The 17,454-nt window shown below is 44.2% G+C and carries 14 protein-coding genes; 13 read left to right on the forward strand and 1 reads right to left on the reverse strand.

All coding sequences use genetic code 11. The features are described from left to right. Nucleotides 1–26: 26 nt before the first annotated feature. The 13 genes from B5Y67_RS11625 to B5Y67_RS11685 all read left to right on the forward strand — a co-directional run bounded on the left by B5Y67_RS11625 (nt 27) and on the right by B5Y67_RS11685 (nt 16,820). The gene (locus tag B5Y67_RS11625; RefSeq protein ID WP_088226601.1) at nt 27–1,739 is read left to right on the forward strand and encodes a nickel-dependent hydrogenase large subunit; all 1,713 of its coding nucleotides are present in this window, start codon (nt 27–29) and stop codon (nt 1,737–1,739) included. Nucleotides 1,740–1,753: 14 nt separating this feature from the next. After that, nucleotides 1,754–2,431 (forward strand): Ni/Fe-hydrogenase, b-type cytochrome subunit, encoded by a 678-nt coding sequence (cybH, locus tag B5Y67_RS11630; protein ID WP_088226602.1) that lies wholly within the window; start codon nt 1,754–1,756, stop codon nt 2,429–2,431. A gap of 357 nt (nt 2,432–2,788) precedes the next feature. Further along, nucleotides 2,789–3,466 (forward strand): (d)CMP kinase, encoded by a 678-nt coding sequence (gene cmk, locus B5Y67_RS11635; protein ID WP_088226603.1) that lies wholly within the window; start codon nt 2,789–2,791, stop codon nt 3,464–3,466. A 2-nt stretch (nt 3,467–3,468) separates the two neighbouring features. Continuing rightward, nucleotides 3,469–4,071, forward strand: a complete 603-nt coding sequence (locus B5Y67_RS11640; protein ID WP_088226604.1) for a lysophospholipid acyltransferase family protein — start codon at nt 3,469–3,471, stop codon at nt 4,069–4,071. Nucleotides 4,072–4,304: 233 nt separating this feature from the next. Beyond that, nucleotides 4,305–6,296 (forward strand): bifunctional 4-hydroxy-3-methylbut-2-enyl diphosphate reductase/30S ribosomal protein S1, encoded by a 1,992-nt coding sequence (locus B5Y67_RS11645; RefSeq protein ID WP_088226605.1) that lies wholly within the window; start codon nt 4,305–4,307, stop codon nt 6,294–6,296. A gap of 96 nt (nt 6,297–6,392) precedes the next feature. Beyond that, nucleotides 6,393–7,547, forward strand: coding sequence for a putative lipid II flippase FtsW (ftsW, locus tag B5Y67_RS11650; RefSeq protein ID WP_088226771.1), 1,155 nt, complete (start codon nt 6,393–6,395; stop codon nt 7,545–7,547). 57 nt (nt 7,548–7,604) lie between these two features. Beyond that, nucleotides 7,605–8,243, forward strand: a complete 639-nt coding sequence (locus tag B5Y67_RS11655; RefSeq protein ID WP_207652414.1) for a hypothetical protein — start codon at nt 7,605–7,607, stop codon at nt 8,241–8,243. 87 nt (nt 8,244–8,330) lie between these two features. After that, nucleotides 8,331–9,659: a DUF512 domain-containing protein gene (locus B5Y67_RS11660; RefSeq protein WP_170932686.1), complete on the forward strand. Its 1,329-nt coding sequence runs from the start codon at nt 8,331–8,333 to the stop codon at nt 9,657–9,659. Beyond that, nucleotides 9,656–10,987 carry a ribosome biogenesis GTPase Der gene (gene der, locus B5Y67_RS11665; RefSeq protein ID WP_088226607.1) on the forward strand — a complete coding sequence of 444 codons (1,332 nt, stop codon included), beginning with the start codon at nt 9,656–9,658 and terminating at the stop codon, nt 10,985–10,987. The genes B5Y67_RS11660 and der overlap by 4 nt, the downstream gene beginning before the upstream one ends. A gap of 3 nt (nt 10,988–10,990) precedes the next feature. Then, nucleotides 10,991–11,581, forward strand: coding sequence for a glycerol-3-phosphate 1-O-acyltransferase PlsY (gene plsY, locus B5Y67_RS11670; RefSeq protein ID WP_088226608.1), 591 nt, complete (start codon nt 10,991–10,993; stop codon nt 11,579–11,581). A gap of 69 nt (nt 11,582–11,650) precedes the next feature. Then, a complete protein-coding gene (locus B5Y67_RS11675) occupies nt 11,651–12,664 on the forward strand; it encodes an NAD(P)H-dependent glycerol-3-phosphate dehydrogenase (RefSeq protein ID WP_088226609.1) in 1,014 nt (337 codons plus the stop codon). Nucleotides 12,665–13,012: 348 nt separating this feature from the next. After that, nucleotides 13,013–14,497: a stage IV sporulation protein A gene (gene spoIVA, locus B5Y67_RS11680; RefSeq protein ID WP_088226610.1), complete on the forward strand. Its 1,485-nt coding sequence runs from the start codon at nt 13,013–13,015 to the stop codon at nt 14,495–14,497. 277 nt (nt 14,498–14,774) lie between these two features. Further along, nucleotides 14,775–16,820: a sigma 54-interacting transcriptional regulator gene (locus B5Y67_RS11685; RefSeq protein ID WP_088226611.1), complete on the forward strand. Its 2,046-nt coding sequence runs from the start codon at nt 14,775–14,777 to the stop codon at nt 16,818–16,820. A 215-nt stretch (nt 16,821–17,035) separates the two neighbouring features. Here the strand turns inward: B5Y67_RS11685 and B5Y67_RS11690 are convergent, their stop codons facing one another. After that, nucleotides 17,036–17,428: a PaaI family thioesterase gene (locus B5Y67_RS11690; protein ID WP_088226612.1), complete on the reverse strand. Its 393-nt coding sequence runs from the start codon at nt 17,426–17,428 to the stop codon at nt 17,036–17,038. Between the last annotated feature and the right edge of the window lie 26 nt (nt 17,429–17,454).

Raw genomic sequence — 17,454 nt, forward strand, 5'->3', positions numbered from 1 at the left:
ATGTTTCGTTGGAAAGGAAGCGAACCATGACCACAAGAATCGTCGTTGACCCTATTACCCGAATTGAAGGACATTTGCGTATTGAAGCAGTGGTTGATGGTAATCGGATTACCGATGCGATCAGTGCCGGGACAGTTTTTCGAGGAATCGAAAAAATCGTTGAAAACAGAGACCCGCGTGATGTCTGGGCCTTTGTGCAAAGAATCTGCGGAGTATGCACTCATATTCATGCTTTAGCCTCAATTCGGGCGGTTGAAGATGCTTTGGATATACGTATTCCCAAAAATGCCAACTTAATCAGAAATATAATGACCGCTACCCAGTTTGTCCAGGATCATGTGATCCATTTTTACCATTTGCATGGTTTTGATTGGATCGACGTCCTAAGTGCTCTTAAAGCCGATCCTGTTCAAGCAAGTGCTTTAGCTCGTTCTATTTCCGATTGGCCAAAGTCCTCAGATGGCTATTTCCGAGATGTCCAAAATAAGGTTAAAACCTTTGTGGAAAGCGGGCAGCTTGGCATATTTGCCAATGCCTACTGGGGGCACCCGGCTTATCGTCTTCCTCCGGAGGCTAACTTAGTTGGCGTTGCCCATTATCTGGACGCTTTGTCCTGGCAAAAAGAAATAGCGAAGATTCATACCATTTTCGGCGGGAAAAACCCCCATCCCAACTACCTGGTTGGAGGGATGGCCAGCACTCTTAATATGAATGATAATGACGTTATTAATATGGAACGCTTGGATTTAGTAAAAACTAAAATTGATGAAGCTCAGGTTTTTGTTGATCAGGTACTCATACCAGACATTTTTGCCATCGCAAACTTTTATAAACAGGATCTTTATGGCGGTGGTGTGGGAAATTATCTGGCCTATGGCGGTATTCCAACGGTTGATATTCGCGAACCGGATAGTTTTCTATTTCCAGGTGGAGTTGTTCTGGATCGTAATTTAAGTAAAGTAGAAGAGGTTAATCTCAAAGATCCTCAACAAATTCAAGAATTTGTTCCCCATTCCTGGTATCGTTATGATGACCCAAAAGCCGGACTGCATCCCTGGCAAGGAAAAACTGAAGTTGCTTATAATGGACCACTTCCGCCATACAGCAATTTGGACGAGAATAAAGGGTATAGCTGGATAAAAACACCTCGCTGGAAGGGACGCCCGGTAGAAGTGGGCCCCTTGGCTCGCTTTGTTGTAGCCTATGCCAAAGGCAATCAAGAAATCAAAGGTTTGGTTGATGATGCCCTTCATCGGTTGAATCTGCCGGTTACAGCTCTCTATTCGACCTTGGGAAGGACATTGGCCAGAGCTTTAGAGGCTAAATTTCTGGTAAATCATCTGGCAGGGTTTTACAGCGATCTAGTAGCCAATATTAAAGCCGGTGATAGTCAGACCTTCAACGGTGAAAAATGGGACCCGGAAAAGTGGCCTTCTCAAGCCCAAGGTGTCGGCTTTGCTGAGGCTCCTCGCGGGGCCTTAGGGCATTGGGTCAAGATCAATCAAGGCAAGGTTAGTAGTTATCAAGCGGTTGTACCGACAACCTGGAATGCCTCTCCTCGAGATGCATCCGGCCAAAAGGGGCCCTATGAAGCTTCATTATTGGATACCCCCATTGCCCGACAAGATCAGCCTTTAGAACTGTTGCGTACGATTCACTCCTTTGACCCATGTTTAGCTTGTGCTGCTCATTTGTTAAATCCTCAAGGGAATGATGTTCTCAAAGTTCGAGTGATTTAAGGAGGATTCTTAAGATGAGTATTCTTCGAAGCCAGGTTTATGTTTGGGAATTTCCTGTGCGTTTTTTTCATTGGGTTAATGCATTAGCCATCACGATTCTTTTTTTAACGGGAATGTACATCGGACATCCTATTTTGGATACTCCAGGTGAAGCTGTTGGACATTTCTTTATGGGAAGAGTCCGTTATTGGCACGGAATATTTGCCTTTATTTTTATGGCCAACATGCTTTTTCGACTGTATTGGTTTTGGGCAGGCAATGAGTATTCTAAAATGAGACTTTGGAAGAAAGAGTTTTGGCGGGATGCTGTTACGACCTTTAAATATTATACCTTCATGACTGGAGAACACGCGGAGCACGTGGGTCATAATGCCCTCGCCCAGTTAATGTATTTCTTTTTTGTATGGGTCGGCGGTTTGCTTATTATGGTAACGGGTTTAGCGATGCGCGGGGGAGGAGATCCGAACGGAATAATTCAGACCCTTTTTGGCTGGGTGGTTCCTCTTTTACGCAATGAGTATCAGGTACGTAATTTACACCATTTTTTGGCCTGGGGATACGCTGTCTTCTTAATCGGACACTTGTATATGGTTTTCCGCCAAGACATTTTAGATGATGACGGGACAATTTCCTCAATGATTAATGGCTATAAATTTGAACTCTCTTCCCATAATAAGAAAGCCAGGCCGTAGGTTTCAAAAGCGATCTATGGCAGAAGGGAAAATGCCTACAGAACTGAAGCCGCACTAGAGAAAGCGGCATCAGTTCTGTTTTCTCGTTTTATTCAGCTTTAGCGGAACGAGTTCACTTAACGTTTTTTAGAGTAGAAATAGATGCAAAGTGTTGAATAGTTTCCCGAATAAAATTAATAATCTATAATAAGAAGGCCTTAAACTTTAGGCAATAAAACGAAGGATTGTTTGGCTTCAAAGTCGTATGTTATAATTTGTGTAATATATTTAAATATAAAGGGTCTTTAATAGGATACTGTGAAATCACCTTAATTTTATAAAACTATGAATATTCTTTGAACAGACAGGAGTATAATTGTGGCACATAGAAAACAACATGACCTGCAAATCGCTATTGATGGTCCTGCCGGAGCAGGAAAAAGTACGGTCGCTAAACTCGTGGCCAAAGGGCTGAATTTATTTTATGTCGATACCGGTGCTATGTACCGGGCCATAGCGTATAAAGCTTTATCAAGCAGAATTCCCATTAACGATGAGGAACAAGTAAGTCAAATTGCGCAAAGAACTGAGGTGATGTTAGACCATTCCGATGAACGTCTCGTATGGTGTGATGGTCAAAATGTAACCCAAGCCATCAGAAATCCGGAAGTTTCCCGAGCTGTTGCAACGGTTGCTGCATATGCAAAGGTGAGAGAACGGTTAGTTGAGCTTCAACGTATGGAGGCGGCTCGAGGCGGAGTAGTTATGGATGGCCGGGATATCGGCACCCATGTACTGCCGGAGGCAGATCTCAAAATTTTTTTAACGGCTTCAGCTGACGAACGAGCAAGGCGCCGATGGATTGAGCTCCAGAATTCCGGCCGCAATGTCTCCATTGAAGAAGTGGCCCAAGATATGCAGCGACGTGATCGTCAGGACATGGAGCGGGAAGTGTCTCCCTTAAAGCCTGCCCGAGACGCGAAAATTCTGGATACCACTGGCTTAAAGGTTGAGGATATTGTCACAGAAATCCTTCGTTTAGCACAGGAGGGATAGTAATGACGTTATACAACGTTGCTAAAGGAATGTTTCGCCTGCAATTCAAACTAATGGGGTGGAAAATTCAGGGGGTTGAGAATCTGCCTCTTGAAGGCCCGGTGATTTTGGCAATTAATCATGTTAGTATGTGGGATCCTATTGTGGCGGCCTCTAGTCTGCCGCGTCCTGTTCGTTTTATGGCTAAAGAGGAGTTGTTTTCTTTACCCTTATTAGGAAAGGTGTTTAATACTCTGGGGGCTTTCCCGGTGAAAAGAGGACAAGGTGATATGAATGCCATCAGACAATCCCTGGCAATTCTGAAGGAAGGGCAAGTGTTGGGCTTGTTCCCCGAAGGAAAACGTTCAAAAACCGGGACAATACAAAAAGGGATGCCCGGGATGGTTCTTTTAATGGAAAAAAGTAAGGCCTCCATCGTTCCCATTAAAGTCAATGGAACGAAACATATGTTTACAAAAGGCTGGGGGAAGCTTTTCGTCGTTATTGGCAAGCCCTTAACTTCAGAAATGCTTAAGGCCCCGGCAGGGATCGACAATCGGCGAGAATGGATTGCCGACCGCATTATGCAGGCTGTCCTGGACCTGCAACTGCCTAAAGCTCAGTAAACAAACATTTGCTTCTAATATCGGATGCGCACAGAATAAGCGGCTATTATTAGGAACGCCGCTTATTCTGTCGCATCTTTTTTAGCAGAAAGGGCAGGATAATTCAGAAAGAACCTTAGACAGAATCGAAAAGTGTCATATTCCATAAAACTCGTTCAAATAGCAGGATTTTTGAGCAAGAGTAGAGAAAGAGTAGGGGACGAGTTCTTATAATTATGTGGGAGGGTCTTGTTTTGATAGTCAAACGGGCAGATAAAGCCGGGTTCTGTTTTGGCGTAAAACGTGCTTTAGATATGGCAGAGCGAACCGTTGAAACATCGTCGGCAGTATCTCTTGGACCATTGATCCATAACCAACAGGTTGTGAAACGATTAGAAGAGCGAGGAATCCGAGTTATTAATGGGCTGGAAGAAGTAAAAGTCATCCAGGCTTTAATTATTCGGTCCCATGGCGTAGCTCCTTGTGTCTATCAGGAGGCGGAGAAAAAAGGTCTCAAGATCGTCGATGCTACCTGTCCCTTTGTGCAAAAAGCTCAGCGCTTAGCAGCTGAATCAGCTCAAAAAGGACAGCAGGTTATTGTCATCGGAGACAAACTCCATCCGGAAGTACAGGGAATTCTGGGCTGGGCCGGTGTACAAGCTATCCCAATCCAGACAGTAGAGGAGGCTCGTGAGCTTCCTGTTTACCCTCAGCTAGCAGTTTTAGCCCAAACGACTCAGTTGGCGGAAAGTTTTACCGAGATCGTCGAGGAATTAAAACATCATTCGGAGCATTTAACCGTTCATGATACAATTTGCAATGCTACAGCAGAACGTCAGAAGGCCGCCCGTGAGTTAGCGGGACTTGTTGACATTATGGTTGTTGTCGGTGGGCGTAACAGTGCCAATACACGTAAATTAGCAAGCATCTGTGCCGAAAGCACAAAAACCTATCTTATCGAAACAGCGGATGAATTAGAACCTGACTGGTTTGCCGAAGCCAAGAGTGCGGGCTTGACCGCCGGAGCTTCGACTCCAGATTGGATAATTGAGGAGGTTTTTAAGAAAATGTCGGAAATGAATGATGACGGAATGGACATGGCCAGTTGGGACGCTGGTTTTCAGGAACTTCATCTTGGAGCTCAAGTCACGGGAAAGGTTGTTAAAATTACGAATGATGAGGTCTTCGTGGATATCGGCTGGAAGTCCGAGGGTGTAATCCCTTTATCAGAGCTAAAGGTAACACGCCAAACAAACCCGGGAGATGTGGTTTCGATTGGCGATGAAATAACGGCGGTTGTTATCCGTGTGGAGAACTCAGAAGGGCATACTGTCCTTTCAAAACGTAAAGCTGACGAAGCAAATGCTCAGGAATACCTCAAGAAATTAGCAGAAAGTAAGGAAGAAATTCAGGCTAAAGTCATTGAAGTGGTTAAAGGCGGTTTGGTTGTTGATGTGGGAATGCGCGGTTTTGTCCCGGCATCCCAGATACAATTAGGCTATGTTGAAGACTTAAATCAATTCTTAGGGCAAACCCTGCGTTTGCGAATGTTGGAGTTTGAACCAGCTAAACGAAAAGTTATTCTCTCCCAAAAGAGTATTTTGGAAGAAGAAAAAGCAGAAAAACGGAAACATCTGTTGGAAACTCTCCAAGAAGGTGACATTGTTACGGGAGAAGTTCGCAGAATGGCCGATTTTGGCGTCTTTATTGATATCGGCGGGCTTGATGGACTCCTTCACATCTCAGATATGGCTTATTCGAGGATAAAGCATCCATCAGAGATTTTGAATGTTGGGGATAGGGTCGAAGTTCAAGTCTTAAAGCTTGACCAGGCAGCCGGCAAGATTTCCTTGGGTTTGAAACAACTTAAAGAAAGCCCTTGGGCCCAAGCCGTACAAAAATATCCCGTGGGATCGACGGTAACGGGAAAAGTTGTACGTATTGTAACCTTTGGCGCTTTTGTACAGCTTGAGGATGGCGTGGACGGATTGATACATATCTCCCAAATATCCAACAGGCGTATCAATAAAGTTGAAGAGGTACTTAAAGTGGGAGATATGGTCAATGCTAAGGTTATTGAATGTAACCCTGAAGCAAAACGGATCAGCCTTAGCATTCGCGAAGCAGCTGCAGACGCTGATAAAGCTCAGGATCAACAGGCTATGGCTGAACAACCGGAGGTTAAAGCCATGACCATTGGAGACGCAGTAGGCGAAAAGCTTTCCTCGGAAAATAATAACGAGTAATAGTGTTCACTGGTATAAAAATCTTGGTTTCGAAATGACTTCTTGCTCATAAATGCAGGGAGTCATTTCCTTCTACAAAACAGGAAGGTGATTAAACTGGTTAAACGGCGACCGATTTCACCTATTGATTTCCCTATTTTATTTTTAACCCTGGTGCTTCTCGCTTTTGGCTTAATTATGGTTTTGGACGCCGGGGCTGTCCTTGGTTTTAATGCAACTCAAAATTCCTATTATTATGTACTGCAGCAGCTTAAATGGGTTTGTATCGGCGGCGTCTTTGCGGCTCTTGCTATCAAACTGCCTTACAACTTCTGGCGCCGCTTTGCAGGGTTGGGAATTCTCGTGAGCGTGTTGCTGCTCATTGCTGTTATCTTCACAGGAGCCGGGATCGCTGCTAAAGGTTCAGCCCGCTGGATCTCATTTGCCGGCTTAAAAATTCAACCTTCAGAAATCACTAAATTGACGCTTGTTCTTTTTTACGCCCATATTTTGGATCGTTATCCGATTAAAAAGGGGAAAGACTGGCGTGTGCCTTTAGGAATACTTTTGCCCCTTACCGGTGTGGTTTTAGCTCTCGTTTACAAACAGCCGGACCTTGGAACGGTTATGGTCTTGGGCCTGACAAGCGCCGTTATGCTGCTGCAGACGGAGCTCCCGACTCTGTGGTTTGTAGCTGCAGTACCTGCTCTCGGACTGCCCCTGATGTATTTTATTCATGGCTACCAATGGCAGCGAATTTTAGTTTGGCTTAATCCCTGGAAATATGCCAGCGATATTGGTTATCAAATTACGAACGCCGAGATAGCCTTCGGTTCAGGCGGTTTGTTTGGGGTAGGTTTGGGAAGGAGTTTGCAGAAGTATGGGTTTCTTCCCGAAAATCATACGGATATGATTTTTGCTATGGTTGGTGAAGAATTAGGGCTTGTCGGAACCTTTTTGCTGATTGCTCTCTTCGCAGTTCTCTTTGCCCGCGCCTTTTATGTTATTCGGGGATGTCCGGATCGTTTTGGCCGCCTTTTAGGTTTTGGCTTAATCTCTTCCCTGGCTATTCAAACGGCAATTAACCTCTCCGTTGTAACTGGTGTTTTACCCGTTACCGGAATAACCCTGCCCTTGATTTCTTACGGGGGGAGCTCCTTGGTTATCACGTTGACCGAACTAGGCATGATCTTAAACGTCAGTCGTTATTGCCAAAAATCCCAAAGTAACAATAAAAGTAATAATCCAGGGATATCCAACGTCCCGGTGTAAACTTTTTCTAACTGGGAATAATAAGTCTAGGTTTTCCCATTAGAGGAGGAGTTCCCGGTGAATTTTCCTTTTGGAGAATGGATTCTCTTAGGTATAACCCTGGTAACCTTTGTTGAAAAGCAACGATCACGCTGGTTTTTTCTGAAATTATCGGCCATCTGGCTCGGAGGAAAGCTTTTTGAGATAATGCTCAGTTCATCAAGTGTTTGGCATTACCATTATGCTCGGCTGGCCGTTATCCTCTACCTGGGCGGTTATGCCTGGAAACGTGCTCGGCGCAGAGTTTGGCCTCTGGTTTTAACAAGCTTTGTCATAAGTATAGAAACCTTATTCCTTGTCAATGATCCTGGAGTACTTCCTTTCAGTTCTTGGCTTTTTGCCCTTGCTCTTGTGTCAGTTGCCTGGTTAACTGCGAAATCCTATTGGGGAACAGTCTTGGCCTTAGTTGGGAGTGTTCTCTGGGATCAAGGTTTAGAACGATTTGTCTATGAGGGGATCCTCAGGCACGTAGATTTACCAGACCCTTTCATATGGAACTTTGGAGCACTTTTCTTAACGGTTTGGGCAGGATTGCTCTTAGCTTTAAAATGGAGGGCTAATGCACACGAAGTAAGGGTAATTCCTGCTCTCGATAGTCTAATGTCTGCCCGAGACGAAGGCACTTTTGATCCTTCAAAGGACCAGGATCTCAGGTAGCATGTCCAATCTAAATATAGTATACTGTAAGGCAGTAAAGGACTGGGATAATATTCCCTGCTCTGATTGCTTAGGAGGATGGAACGTTTGGTTAAAGGTCTGGTGATTGCGGGGGTTAGCCCAGGCAGTATTGCAGAAGAAATGGAGATTCAGGTCGGAGATCGGGTTCTGGCTGTAAATGGTGAAGAATTGAGAGATGTTATCGATTTTCAGTATGGCATTTCTGAAGAGGAATTTACGTTACTTATTGAAAAAGGTAATGGCGAAGAATGGGAATTGGAAATCGAAAAGGGTCCGGGGGAATTTTTAGGTATAGACGTTGAAACCATTAGCTCAGAAGGAACGAAACTCTGTTGTAATAATTGTACCTTTTGCTTTGTAGCTCAAATGCCACAGGGGATGCGGGCTACACTTTATGATAAAGATGATGATTATCGGCTTTCCATGACTCAGGGGAGTTTCATTACTCTTTCGAATTTGAGTGATGAAGAAATCAAGAGGATTATTGACTTTCATCTTAGCCCGCTCTATATTTCGATTCATGCTTGGAATCCGGAAGTACGTGTCAAGCTAATGAAGAATCCACAGGCCGGGAAACTTCCTCAGCAGATTCAACGTCTAACGAAGGCAGGCATTGCTATTCATGCCCAAATTGTCTTAGTTCCTGAGCACAACGATGGAGAGGTGCTGACGGAGACAATTATGAAGCTGGGAGAACATTATCCGTCCATACAGTCGATCGCCGTTGTTCCCGTGGGATTAACCCGCTATCGGGAACGTTTGACGCCCCTGCGTGGATTTACTCCCGCAGAAGCGGCTCATTTATTGGATCAGGCTGAACTGTGGCAGCAGGATTTTTATCAGCGAACAGGACAGCATTTGGTTTATTTTGCCGATGAGTTTTATGTTTTAGCAGACCGGGAGTTTCCTGAAACTTCAGTTTATGATGATTTTCCCCAGTTAGAAAACGGAGTAGGTATGGCTCGAACGTTTATTTCAGAACTGGAAATAGGGTGGCCCCATTTGCCAGATTCGATTTCGCAAAGACATGTGCATCTTGTCACCGGAACTTCGGCCCAGGGACTTTTTGAAAAATGGTCCCGGAAATTAATGGACCACGTGAGGGGCTTGACGATAACTGTTCATGCCATTCGCAATGACTTTTTCGGAACCTCGGTGACAGTAGCCGGTTTACTGACTGCTCAAGATATTGCCCTTCAACTGGGTGATTTGGGGGGAGACGACTTTCTTATTCCCCAGGTTATGCTGAAAGCGGATGAACCGATCTTTCTCGATGATTACAGTATTCAATGGTTAGAAGAAAAAGTTAACGGCCGGGCTAAAATTGTTGAAAATCAGGGAACAGCGTTTTTAGAACAGGTCGTTGGATATAGCTTGGGGGGGAAAACAGTTTGAGTAAGCCAGTGGTAGCAATTGTCGGACGTCCTAATGTTGGCAAATCGACTCTTTTTAATCGTATAGCCGGAGGGCTTGTGGCAATTGTCGAAAATAAACCTGGAGTAACGAGAGATCGTCTCTATCGGGATGCTGAGTGGTTGGGCCGCAAATTTGCCTTAATTGATACTGGAGGCATCGAGTTTAGAGCTGAAGGTACGCCTATTGCTTCACAGATGCGCAGACAAGCAGAGATTGCTGTGGAAGAGGCTGATGTGGTGATTTTTGTTGTGGATGCCCAATTGGCGCCCACGCCTGATGACGATTTGATTGCGCGTACTCTGCGGCGCTCAGGGAAACCGGTGTTGTTGGCAGCAAATAAAGTTGAAAACTTTGAAAAGGCTGAGGGGCAACTCTACGACTTTCTGGCCCTGGGGCTTGGGGAACCGATTCCTGTTTCAGCGGTACATGGCATGAACATGGGAGACCTGTTGGATATGGTTGTTTCCAATTTGCCGAAAAATCCTGAGGAGGATTATGACCCCGATGTTATACGGATTTCTGTTATTGGACGACCTAATGTGGGTAAATCGTCTTTAGTCAATAATATGCTGGGAAAAGAACGAGTCATAGTCAGCAACATTCCCGGAACGACCCGAGATGCTATCGATACCCCTTTTGAGTATGAAGGAAAACATTATATTCTCATTGATACTGCCGGTATGCGCCGCAAAGGCCGTATCGAGGAACTAACAGAACAATACAGCGTTGTGCGTTCCTTACATGCAGTTGACCGTTCCGATGTGATCCTTATGCTGCTTGATGCCACAGAAGGGGTTACAGAACAAGATAAAAAAATAGCGGGATATGCCCATGATGCCGGTAAGGCTATCGTTATCGTGGTCAATAAGTGGGACCTTGTGGAAAAAGACGAGAAGACCATTAACAAATTCGAAAAGATGATTCGCGAAGAATTGGGCTTTTTGCAATATGCGCCTACGATGTTCATTTCTGCAAAAACCGGGCAGCGTGTGCATAAAATATTAGAGCTCGTTGATTTTGTAACCGAGCAGAATTCTACGCGAGTGGCAACAGCAACCTTAAACACCTTGGTGCGCGAATGGCTTCATCTTAATCCCCCCCCAACGGATAAAGGGCGGAGATTAAAGGTGCTTTATCTTACACAGGCAAGTGTAAAACCTCCTACGTTTGTTTTCTTTGTCAATGACCCGGAATTGATGCATTTTTCCTATAAGCGCTATTTAGAGAATCAGATGCGGAAACATTTCGGATTTGAAGGAACACCGATCCGAATTGTTGTGCGCCAAAAAGATGAAGAGAAGGAGTAAGTGATGTTACGCTACTTGATATTTATCTTAGCGTATTTTCTTGGAGCAATTCCTTTTGCCTATTTCGCAGGTCTCCTTAAAGGAATTGACGTCCGGCGGCATGGCAGCGGGAATGTTGGTACCACCAATGCCTTTCGCCTCTTAGGCGTAAAATTAGGGATTGCTGTGCTGTTCGGTGATTTTATGAAAGGAGCTTTAGCGGCAGCTCTGGGTTATTGGGCTTTTGGTGCCTGGGGCGGCATTGCAGGAGGATTATTGGCTATGGCCGGCCATAGCTGGAATCCTTTTTTTGCTTTTCGACCGAGCGGTAAAGGGGTAGCGGCAGGGTTTGGAATTATCACGGTCCTAATGCCCAAGGTTATGCTGCTGGCTGTCGGGTTGTTTATTCTCGTTGTTTGGGCAACACGCTATGTTTCCTTGGGATCGATTGTTGCGGCTCTTACAGTGGCCATATCTGTGTTCCTCTTTCAGGAGCCCCTGGCTTATCGGATTTTTGGTTTAGTCGGGGCTTCGATTGTGATAGTTCTTCATCGCTCGAATATCAAACGGCTTCTGCACGGGACTGAAAATAAGTTTGGGAAAAAGAAGACCTGAGACCAGGTAGGAACGTACTAATCGAACCTCGAATATCGAATATCTAACATCGAATTAGGAGGTAGCTTAATGTCGAAAGTGGCGGTTTATGGAGCTGGGAGCTGGGGAAGCGCCTTGGCTGTTCTCTTGAGCAAAGCGGGGCATCAAGTCTCATTGATTGGCCGGAAGGCTGATGAAATGGCACAAATGAGCAAGCTCCGTGAAAATGTGCGCTATTTGCCGGGAGTTGTCTTACCTTCAGGACTCACGCCCACCACAGATGTTACAGAACTGAACGCTGATCTCGTGATTTTGAGCGTCCCCTCCCACAATATTCGCGAGGCTGCTCGGTTTATAAAACCTAACTTAAGACCGGGCGGAATTGTGGTTAATACGGCGAAGGGATTGGAAGAAGAAACACATAATCGTCTTTCGGAAGTATTGAAACAAGAACTGACCGGTCAAGCTATTGCCGTTTTATCAGGCCCTAGTCATGCGGAAGAAGTTGGCAGAGATATTCCGACAACTGTGGTGGTGGCTTCTGATGTTGATATCGCTGAAAAAGTTCAGGATTTAATGATGACCCCAAAATTCAGAGTATATACCAACCCCGATGTAATTGGTGTGGAACTCGGGGGAGCGTTAAAAAACGTCATTGCCTTATGTACGGGAATTGCCGAAGGGCTGGGTTTTGGTGATAACACAAAGGCTGCTTTGATGACCCGAGGACTGGCAGAAATTGCCCGTTTGGGAGTGGCCATGGGCGGTCATCCTCTTACCTTTGCCGGGTTGTCCGGTGTTGGTGACCTGATTGTGACGTGTACGAGTCAACATAGCCGCAACCGGCGTGCGGGCGTTGCTCTTGGACAGGGAAAGCCCCTGGATACTGTTCTTCATGACGTAGGTATGGTTGTTGAGGGGGTTAGAAATACTCGAGTAGCCTATCAACTCAGTCTGGAAAAGAATATTTCCATGCCGATTACCCAACAAGCCTACAAGGTCTTGTTCGAAGGCGCTGATCCCCAGATTGCCGTTACTGATTTGATGATGCGCGGGAAAAGGCATGAACTTGAGGAAGTCGTAGAAATGAGTTGGTTTAAGTAAGCGAAACAATTTAGTTAAGGAGCTGTACCAAAACTTGTTGGCACCCTCATTGAGTTCCCAATTTTGCTTGCCTGATCATTGAATAGAGGCGTTCTCACTCCACTATATACTAGTGAAGCGAGAACGCCTTTGGTTATTTGCACCCAATTTGGATTTTTAGAGTTAAGTTTTTACGCAACCCCTTTTTTCTACTGTCATATTTTCGGAAAAACCCCAATATAATTATATTGCTTAATGTGCTAGTCCAGTCATCGGGTATCCACGAGTTACAGGGAGGTGGAAGGGGAGATAAGGTGGAGGCCCTTCCCCAATTTTTGGGACAGCACTCAAAAGGGAGGGAAATTTCTAATGGAAAAACTAGACATTTTTAGGGATATCGCAGAACGTACGGGGGGCGATATTTACCTCGGTGTCGTCGGGCCAGTCCGCACAGGTAAGTCCACCTTCATCAAACGTTTCATGGACCTCCTGGTCCTACCCAACATTCAAGATGCCTTTGAGCGGGAACGGGCTAAAGATGAGCTTCCTCAAAGCGGGACAGGTCGAATGATTACGACGACAGAACCGAAGTTTATTCCCTCGGAATCCGTGGAAATCGTCGTCAAAGACTCTATCCATATGAATGTGCGTTTAGTGGATTGTGTGGGCTACGGTGTTGAGGGTGCTATAGGTTATGAGGCCGAAGATGGAGAAGAACCACGTATGATGAAGACCTCTTGGAGCGATGAACCCATGTCTTTCCAAGAGGCAGCGGAATTAGGCACTCGCAAAGTTATTACTGACCATGCGACCATTGGGGTTGTCATTACAACCGATGGTTCTATCACCGATCTTCCTCGGGAGGCATACTTAGACGCAGAGGAGAGAGTCATATACGAGCTTCGTCAGCTTGGAAAACCCTTTGTTGTACTTCTGAATACGACCCGTCCCTATGCGGACAACACCATGGAATTATGTCGCGATCTGGAAGAAAAATACAGCATTCCGGTTCTCGCAGTGAACTGCTTGGATATGACCCAAGAAGATATCACCCAAATTCTCGAAGAAGTACTTTATGAGTTCCCGGTGGCTGAGGTTAACATCGATCTGCCGAAATGGGTTGAAGAACTTGAAAGCACCCATCCGGTGCGGGCGGCTTTTGAAGATACTGTCCGCAAAGCTATTGAAGGCGTTCGTCGTTTACGGGATATTGATCAAGCTTTGGATGCCTTAACAGAATGTGAGTATGCTCAAGATGTTCTTTTAAAGGAAATGAACCTGGGTACAGGTGTAGCCAATATTGAAATAACAGCTGTCGAGGGTCTCTTTAAATCAGTCTTACAGGAGCTTACAGGGTTAGAAATCGAAGGAGATCACTCCTTACTGCGTATTGTTCAGGATTACAGCAAAGCTAAGAGGGAATGGGACAAAATGTCCGTCGCCATCGAAGAAGTTCGGGTCAATGGCTATGGTGTTGTAACTCCCCAATTAGAAGAAATGTTCTTGGAAGAACCCGAACTTGTTAAGCAAGGAGGACATTATGGCATCAAGCTCAAAGCAAGTGCTCCTTCCCTTCATATCATCAGGGCAGATGTCACGACTGAAATCACCCCTTTGATTGGTACTGAAAAACAAGCAGAGGAATTGGTAAAATACATTCTCGATGAATTTGAAAGCGATCCTAAAAAGGTTTGGAGTTCCAATATCTTCGGCAAATCACTGCATGATTTAGTCCGGGAAGGAATCCAAAATAAACTTTACAAGATGCCGGAAAATGCCCAGCATAAACTGCAAGACACATTACAGCGGATTGTTAATGATGGCAACGGCGGGCTGATCTGTATCATTATTTAACACGAGAATGTAATCTGAAAAACGTGGATATTCATTAAGTATTTATCAGTTATCATTTGTTCATGTTGAAGTGCAAAATAGGAACGTTAGTGCGCCCGAAGGCTGTGTCTGACGTTCCTATTTTCTATGTCTGGCTGACTTCATGGAAGAATTGGGCCTCTGCGCTCAAAATATGCAGAATATTATTTATATTAAAATATTTAATATAAATGGAGAAGGAAGTAAGAAATTTTTAGGGAATGTTTAGGAAGCTCGATTGTAAGAGGTGTTATTCGATATGAAGGTTGAAAATCTTATGATTGCCCCAATATGTATTCAACCCGAGCAAACACTTACAGAAGTTGTAACGAAATTATTTGATGCAAATGTTGCAGGATTACTAGTTACATTACACGAAAAAGTTCTTGGAATCGTTGAACGTCATCAGCTGATAAATCCCCAAATAATATCTAACCCCAGTCTTAGTGCTGCTGATTTTATGAAAACAGATTTCCCCAAGATTTATTTGCGAGATAACTTGCAAAAAGTATGGCATGGGGGATTGGAGATATTACCCGTGTTTAACCAAGGTCTTTTGGTTGGGATGGTAGAACGCGAAGTAGTTGGGATGACACTTTTTCGAGAAAAGGAACTCTGGGTTAAGACATTTGAGGCCGTCTCCAATTCTGTGACCAGCGGTATTGTCGCTATTGATCAAACTGGTAAAATTACAGCCTTTAATAAAGCCGCCGAAAAATTTACCTGGCGCAAACAGCATGATGCTTTAGGAAAGTATTTGGCAGATATGATTATTCCCACAGGACTTTTAGACGTTGTCGGGACAGGATTGCCGCAGTTTGATTTTCGAATTGAGGCGTTTAATAGAGCCTATGTGAGCAATCGTACACCGATCATCGAAGATGGCAAAGTTGTCGGTGCCGTAGGCGTCTTTCAAGATATATCAGAAATAGAGAGTGCTTCACAAGAACTTAAAGTTCTTAATGCGCTTAATGACGAATTAAACACTGTTCTTAATTCATCATTTGACGGAATATTGGTAACTGATGAAGCTGGCCGAGTTTTGCGTGCAAATTCGGCAGCTTACAAGCTTTGTAATTTAGATGAGCAGCATATTCTCCAGTGTTTTATTGATAATGTGCTGCAGTTACAGAGACCCTCGCTTTGGAAATGTATTCTCCATGGGCGTAAGGCTGTTACTAAAGAGATAAAGGATCGGCATCTTCTAATTACGGGAAATCCCGTTTTTAAGGAAGACGGTACCTTGCAGCGGGTAATTTTTAATTTAAGAGATCTAAGCTTGCTGCATGAATTGCGTGATGAATTAAACACAACCAGGGAGCTTTCGCATAAATATCGTCAGGAATTGGATTCTCTGCGTAAAGGAGGGGATATCATAGCTAATTCTCCTAAAATGCTGATGGTACTTGATTTGGCTAAGCGAGTGGCATCCGTAGATTCATCTGTATTTATCAAAGGGGAATCTGGGGTAGGTAAAGAGGTTATCGCAAAGTTTATACATAAAAACAGTAAACGTGCTTCTGGGCCATTTATTCAAGTGAACTGTGCCGCGATTCCCGAGAACCTGCTGGAGTCGGAACTTTTTGGCTACGATGGCGGTGCGTTTACAGGATCTAGAAAGGAAGGGAAACCGGGCCTTTTCGAATTAGCCAATCAAGGAACTTTGTTATTGGATGAAATCGGCGATCTTCCGTTAATTCTGCAAAGCAAACTGTTGCGCGTTATTCAGGAACGAGAATTTGTGCGGGTTGGGGGCACAAAAGTACGGAAAATAGATGTTCGTTTCCTCTCAGCAACTCATAGAGATATCTCTGAGATGGTTAAAGAGGGATTATTTCGAGATGATTTGTTTTTTAGACTTCATGTTGTTCCTCTTACTATTCCTTCACTCCGTGAACGATCTGAGGATATTTTGCCTCTTGTTCATACCTTCCGTGAACGAGTATGCAAAAAGTATGGACTGGATAAAGACTTTGCTCCTGAAGTCCTGCAATGGTTTTTAAACGAACAATGGCCCGGCAATGTTCGTCAGCTCCAAAATACGGTTGAACAATTAATCGTAACTTGTCCTGAACCTATAGTAACCATTAGTCAGCTGATGCAAGAACAATCGGATGATAAGCCGGCTATCCAAGTTAATTCAATTATCCCCCTTAAAAAAGCAAGCAGTGAAATGGAACGTCAAATTCTCGGTTTAGCTTTGAGGCAGACGCGAAATACCTATGATTTAGGAAGATTATTAGGTGTTAATCAATCTACGGTTGTACGTAAGCTTCAACGATTAGGTATTGGTATATTGGAGTAATGCTCTAGTGCATTTTTTAATGCATTTGAGCATTATAGGGCGTTAAGGCAATATTCATATTATTTGGATAAGTTGGATTTATTATAAATGCACTTATGCATTATAAGTTCTTAAATGCAGAAGAGGGTGTTGGAAAACTGCTTTTTCAGAAGTTTTCCAACACCCTCTTTGATAATTATTTTAGTAAGGTAAATGAGCAAATAAAATATTATGTGTTAGAGATAAGTAACCATAAATGTTGCTGTGCCGAAGGCTATTAAATGGCCAGCATCATCCTTGATTTCACCTTGTCCAACAATTAAATTTCTTCCTTTTTGGATTACTTTGCCTTGAGCTCGAAGGCTTCCTTTATTGGCAGGGCGCAAATAGTTTATTTTCATTTCAACGGTGGAAGCACCTTCGCCGGTATCTAATTGTTGGTTTACTGCAACTGCAATAGAAGAATCCAGCAACGAAGCAATGACTCCGCCGTGAACATTTCCATAAAACTGCTTTAAATTATCAGTTATCTCAATCATGACTTCAATTTCTCCGGCGTTATTCTCAACCGTTCTCATGCCCATGTGATTCCAATAGTTACCGCTTTCTAGATCCGCAATTCTTACCATAGTTCAGTAAGCCCCCCTTGATATCT

This window comes from Desulfosporosinus sp. FKB, assembly GCF_002196705.1.
GTDB lineage: Bacteria > Bacillota > Desulfitobacteriia > Desulfitobacteriales > Desulfitobacteriaceae > Desulfosporosinus.

Coding starts and splice junctions, on each gene's coding strand:
- B5Y67_RS11640 (WP_088226604.1), top strand. CDS start 3,469: ATGACGTTATACAACGTTGCTAAAGGAATGTTTCGCCTGCAATTCAAA.
- B5Y67_RS11625 (WP_088226601.1), top strand. CDS start 27: ATGACCACAAGAATCGTCGTTGACCCTATTACCCGAATTGAAGGACAT.
- B5Y67_RS11675 (WP_088226609.1), top strand. CDS start 11,651: ATGTCGAAAGTGGCGGTTTATGGAGCTGGGAGCTGGGGAAGCGCCTTG.
- B5Y67_RS11690 (WP_088226612.1), bottom strand. CDS start 17,428: ATGGTAAGAATTGCGGATCTAGAAAGCGGTAACTATTGGAATCACATG.
- spoIVA (WP_088226610.1), top strand. CDS start 13,013: ATGGAAAAACTAGACATTTTTAGGGATATCGCAGAACGTACGGGGGGC.
- cybH (WP_088226602.1), top strand. CDS start 1,754: ATGAGTATTCTTCGAAGCCAGGTTTATGTTTGGGAATTTCCTGTGCGT.
- B5Y67_RS11685 (WP_088226611.1), top strand. CDS start 14,775: ATGAAGGTTGAAAATCTTATGATTGCCCCAATATGTATTCAACCCGAG.
- plsY (WP_088226608.1), top strand. CDS start 10,991: ATGTTACGCTACTTGATATTTATCTTAGCGTATTTTCTTGGAGCAATT.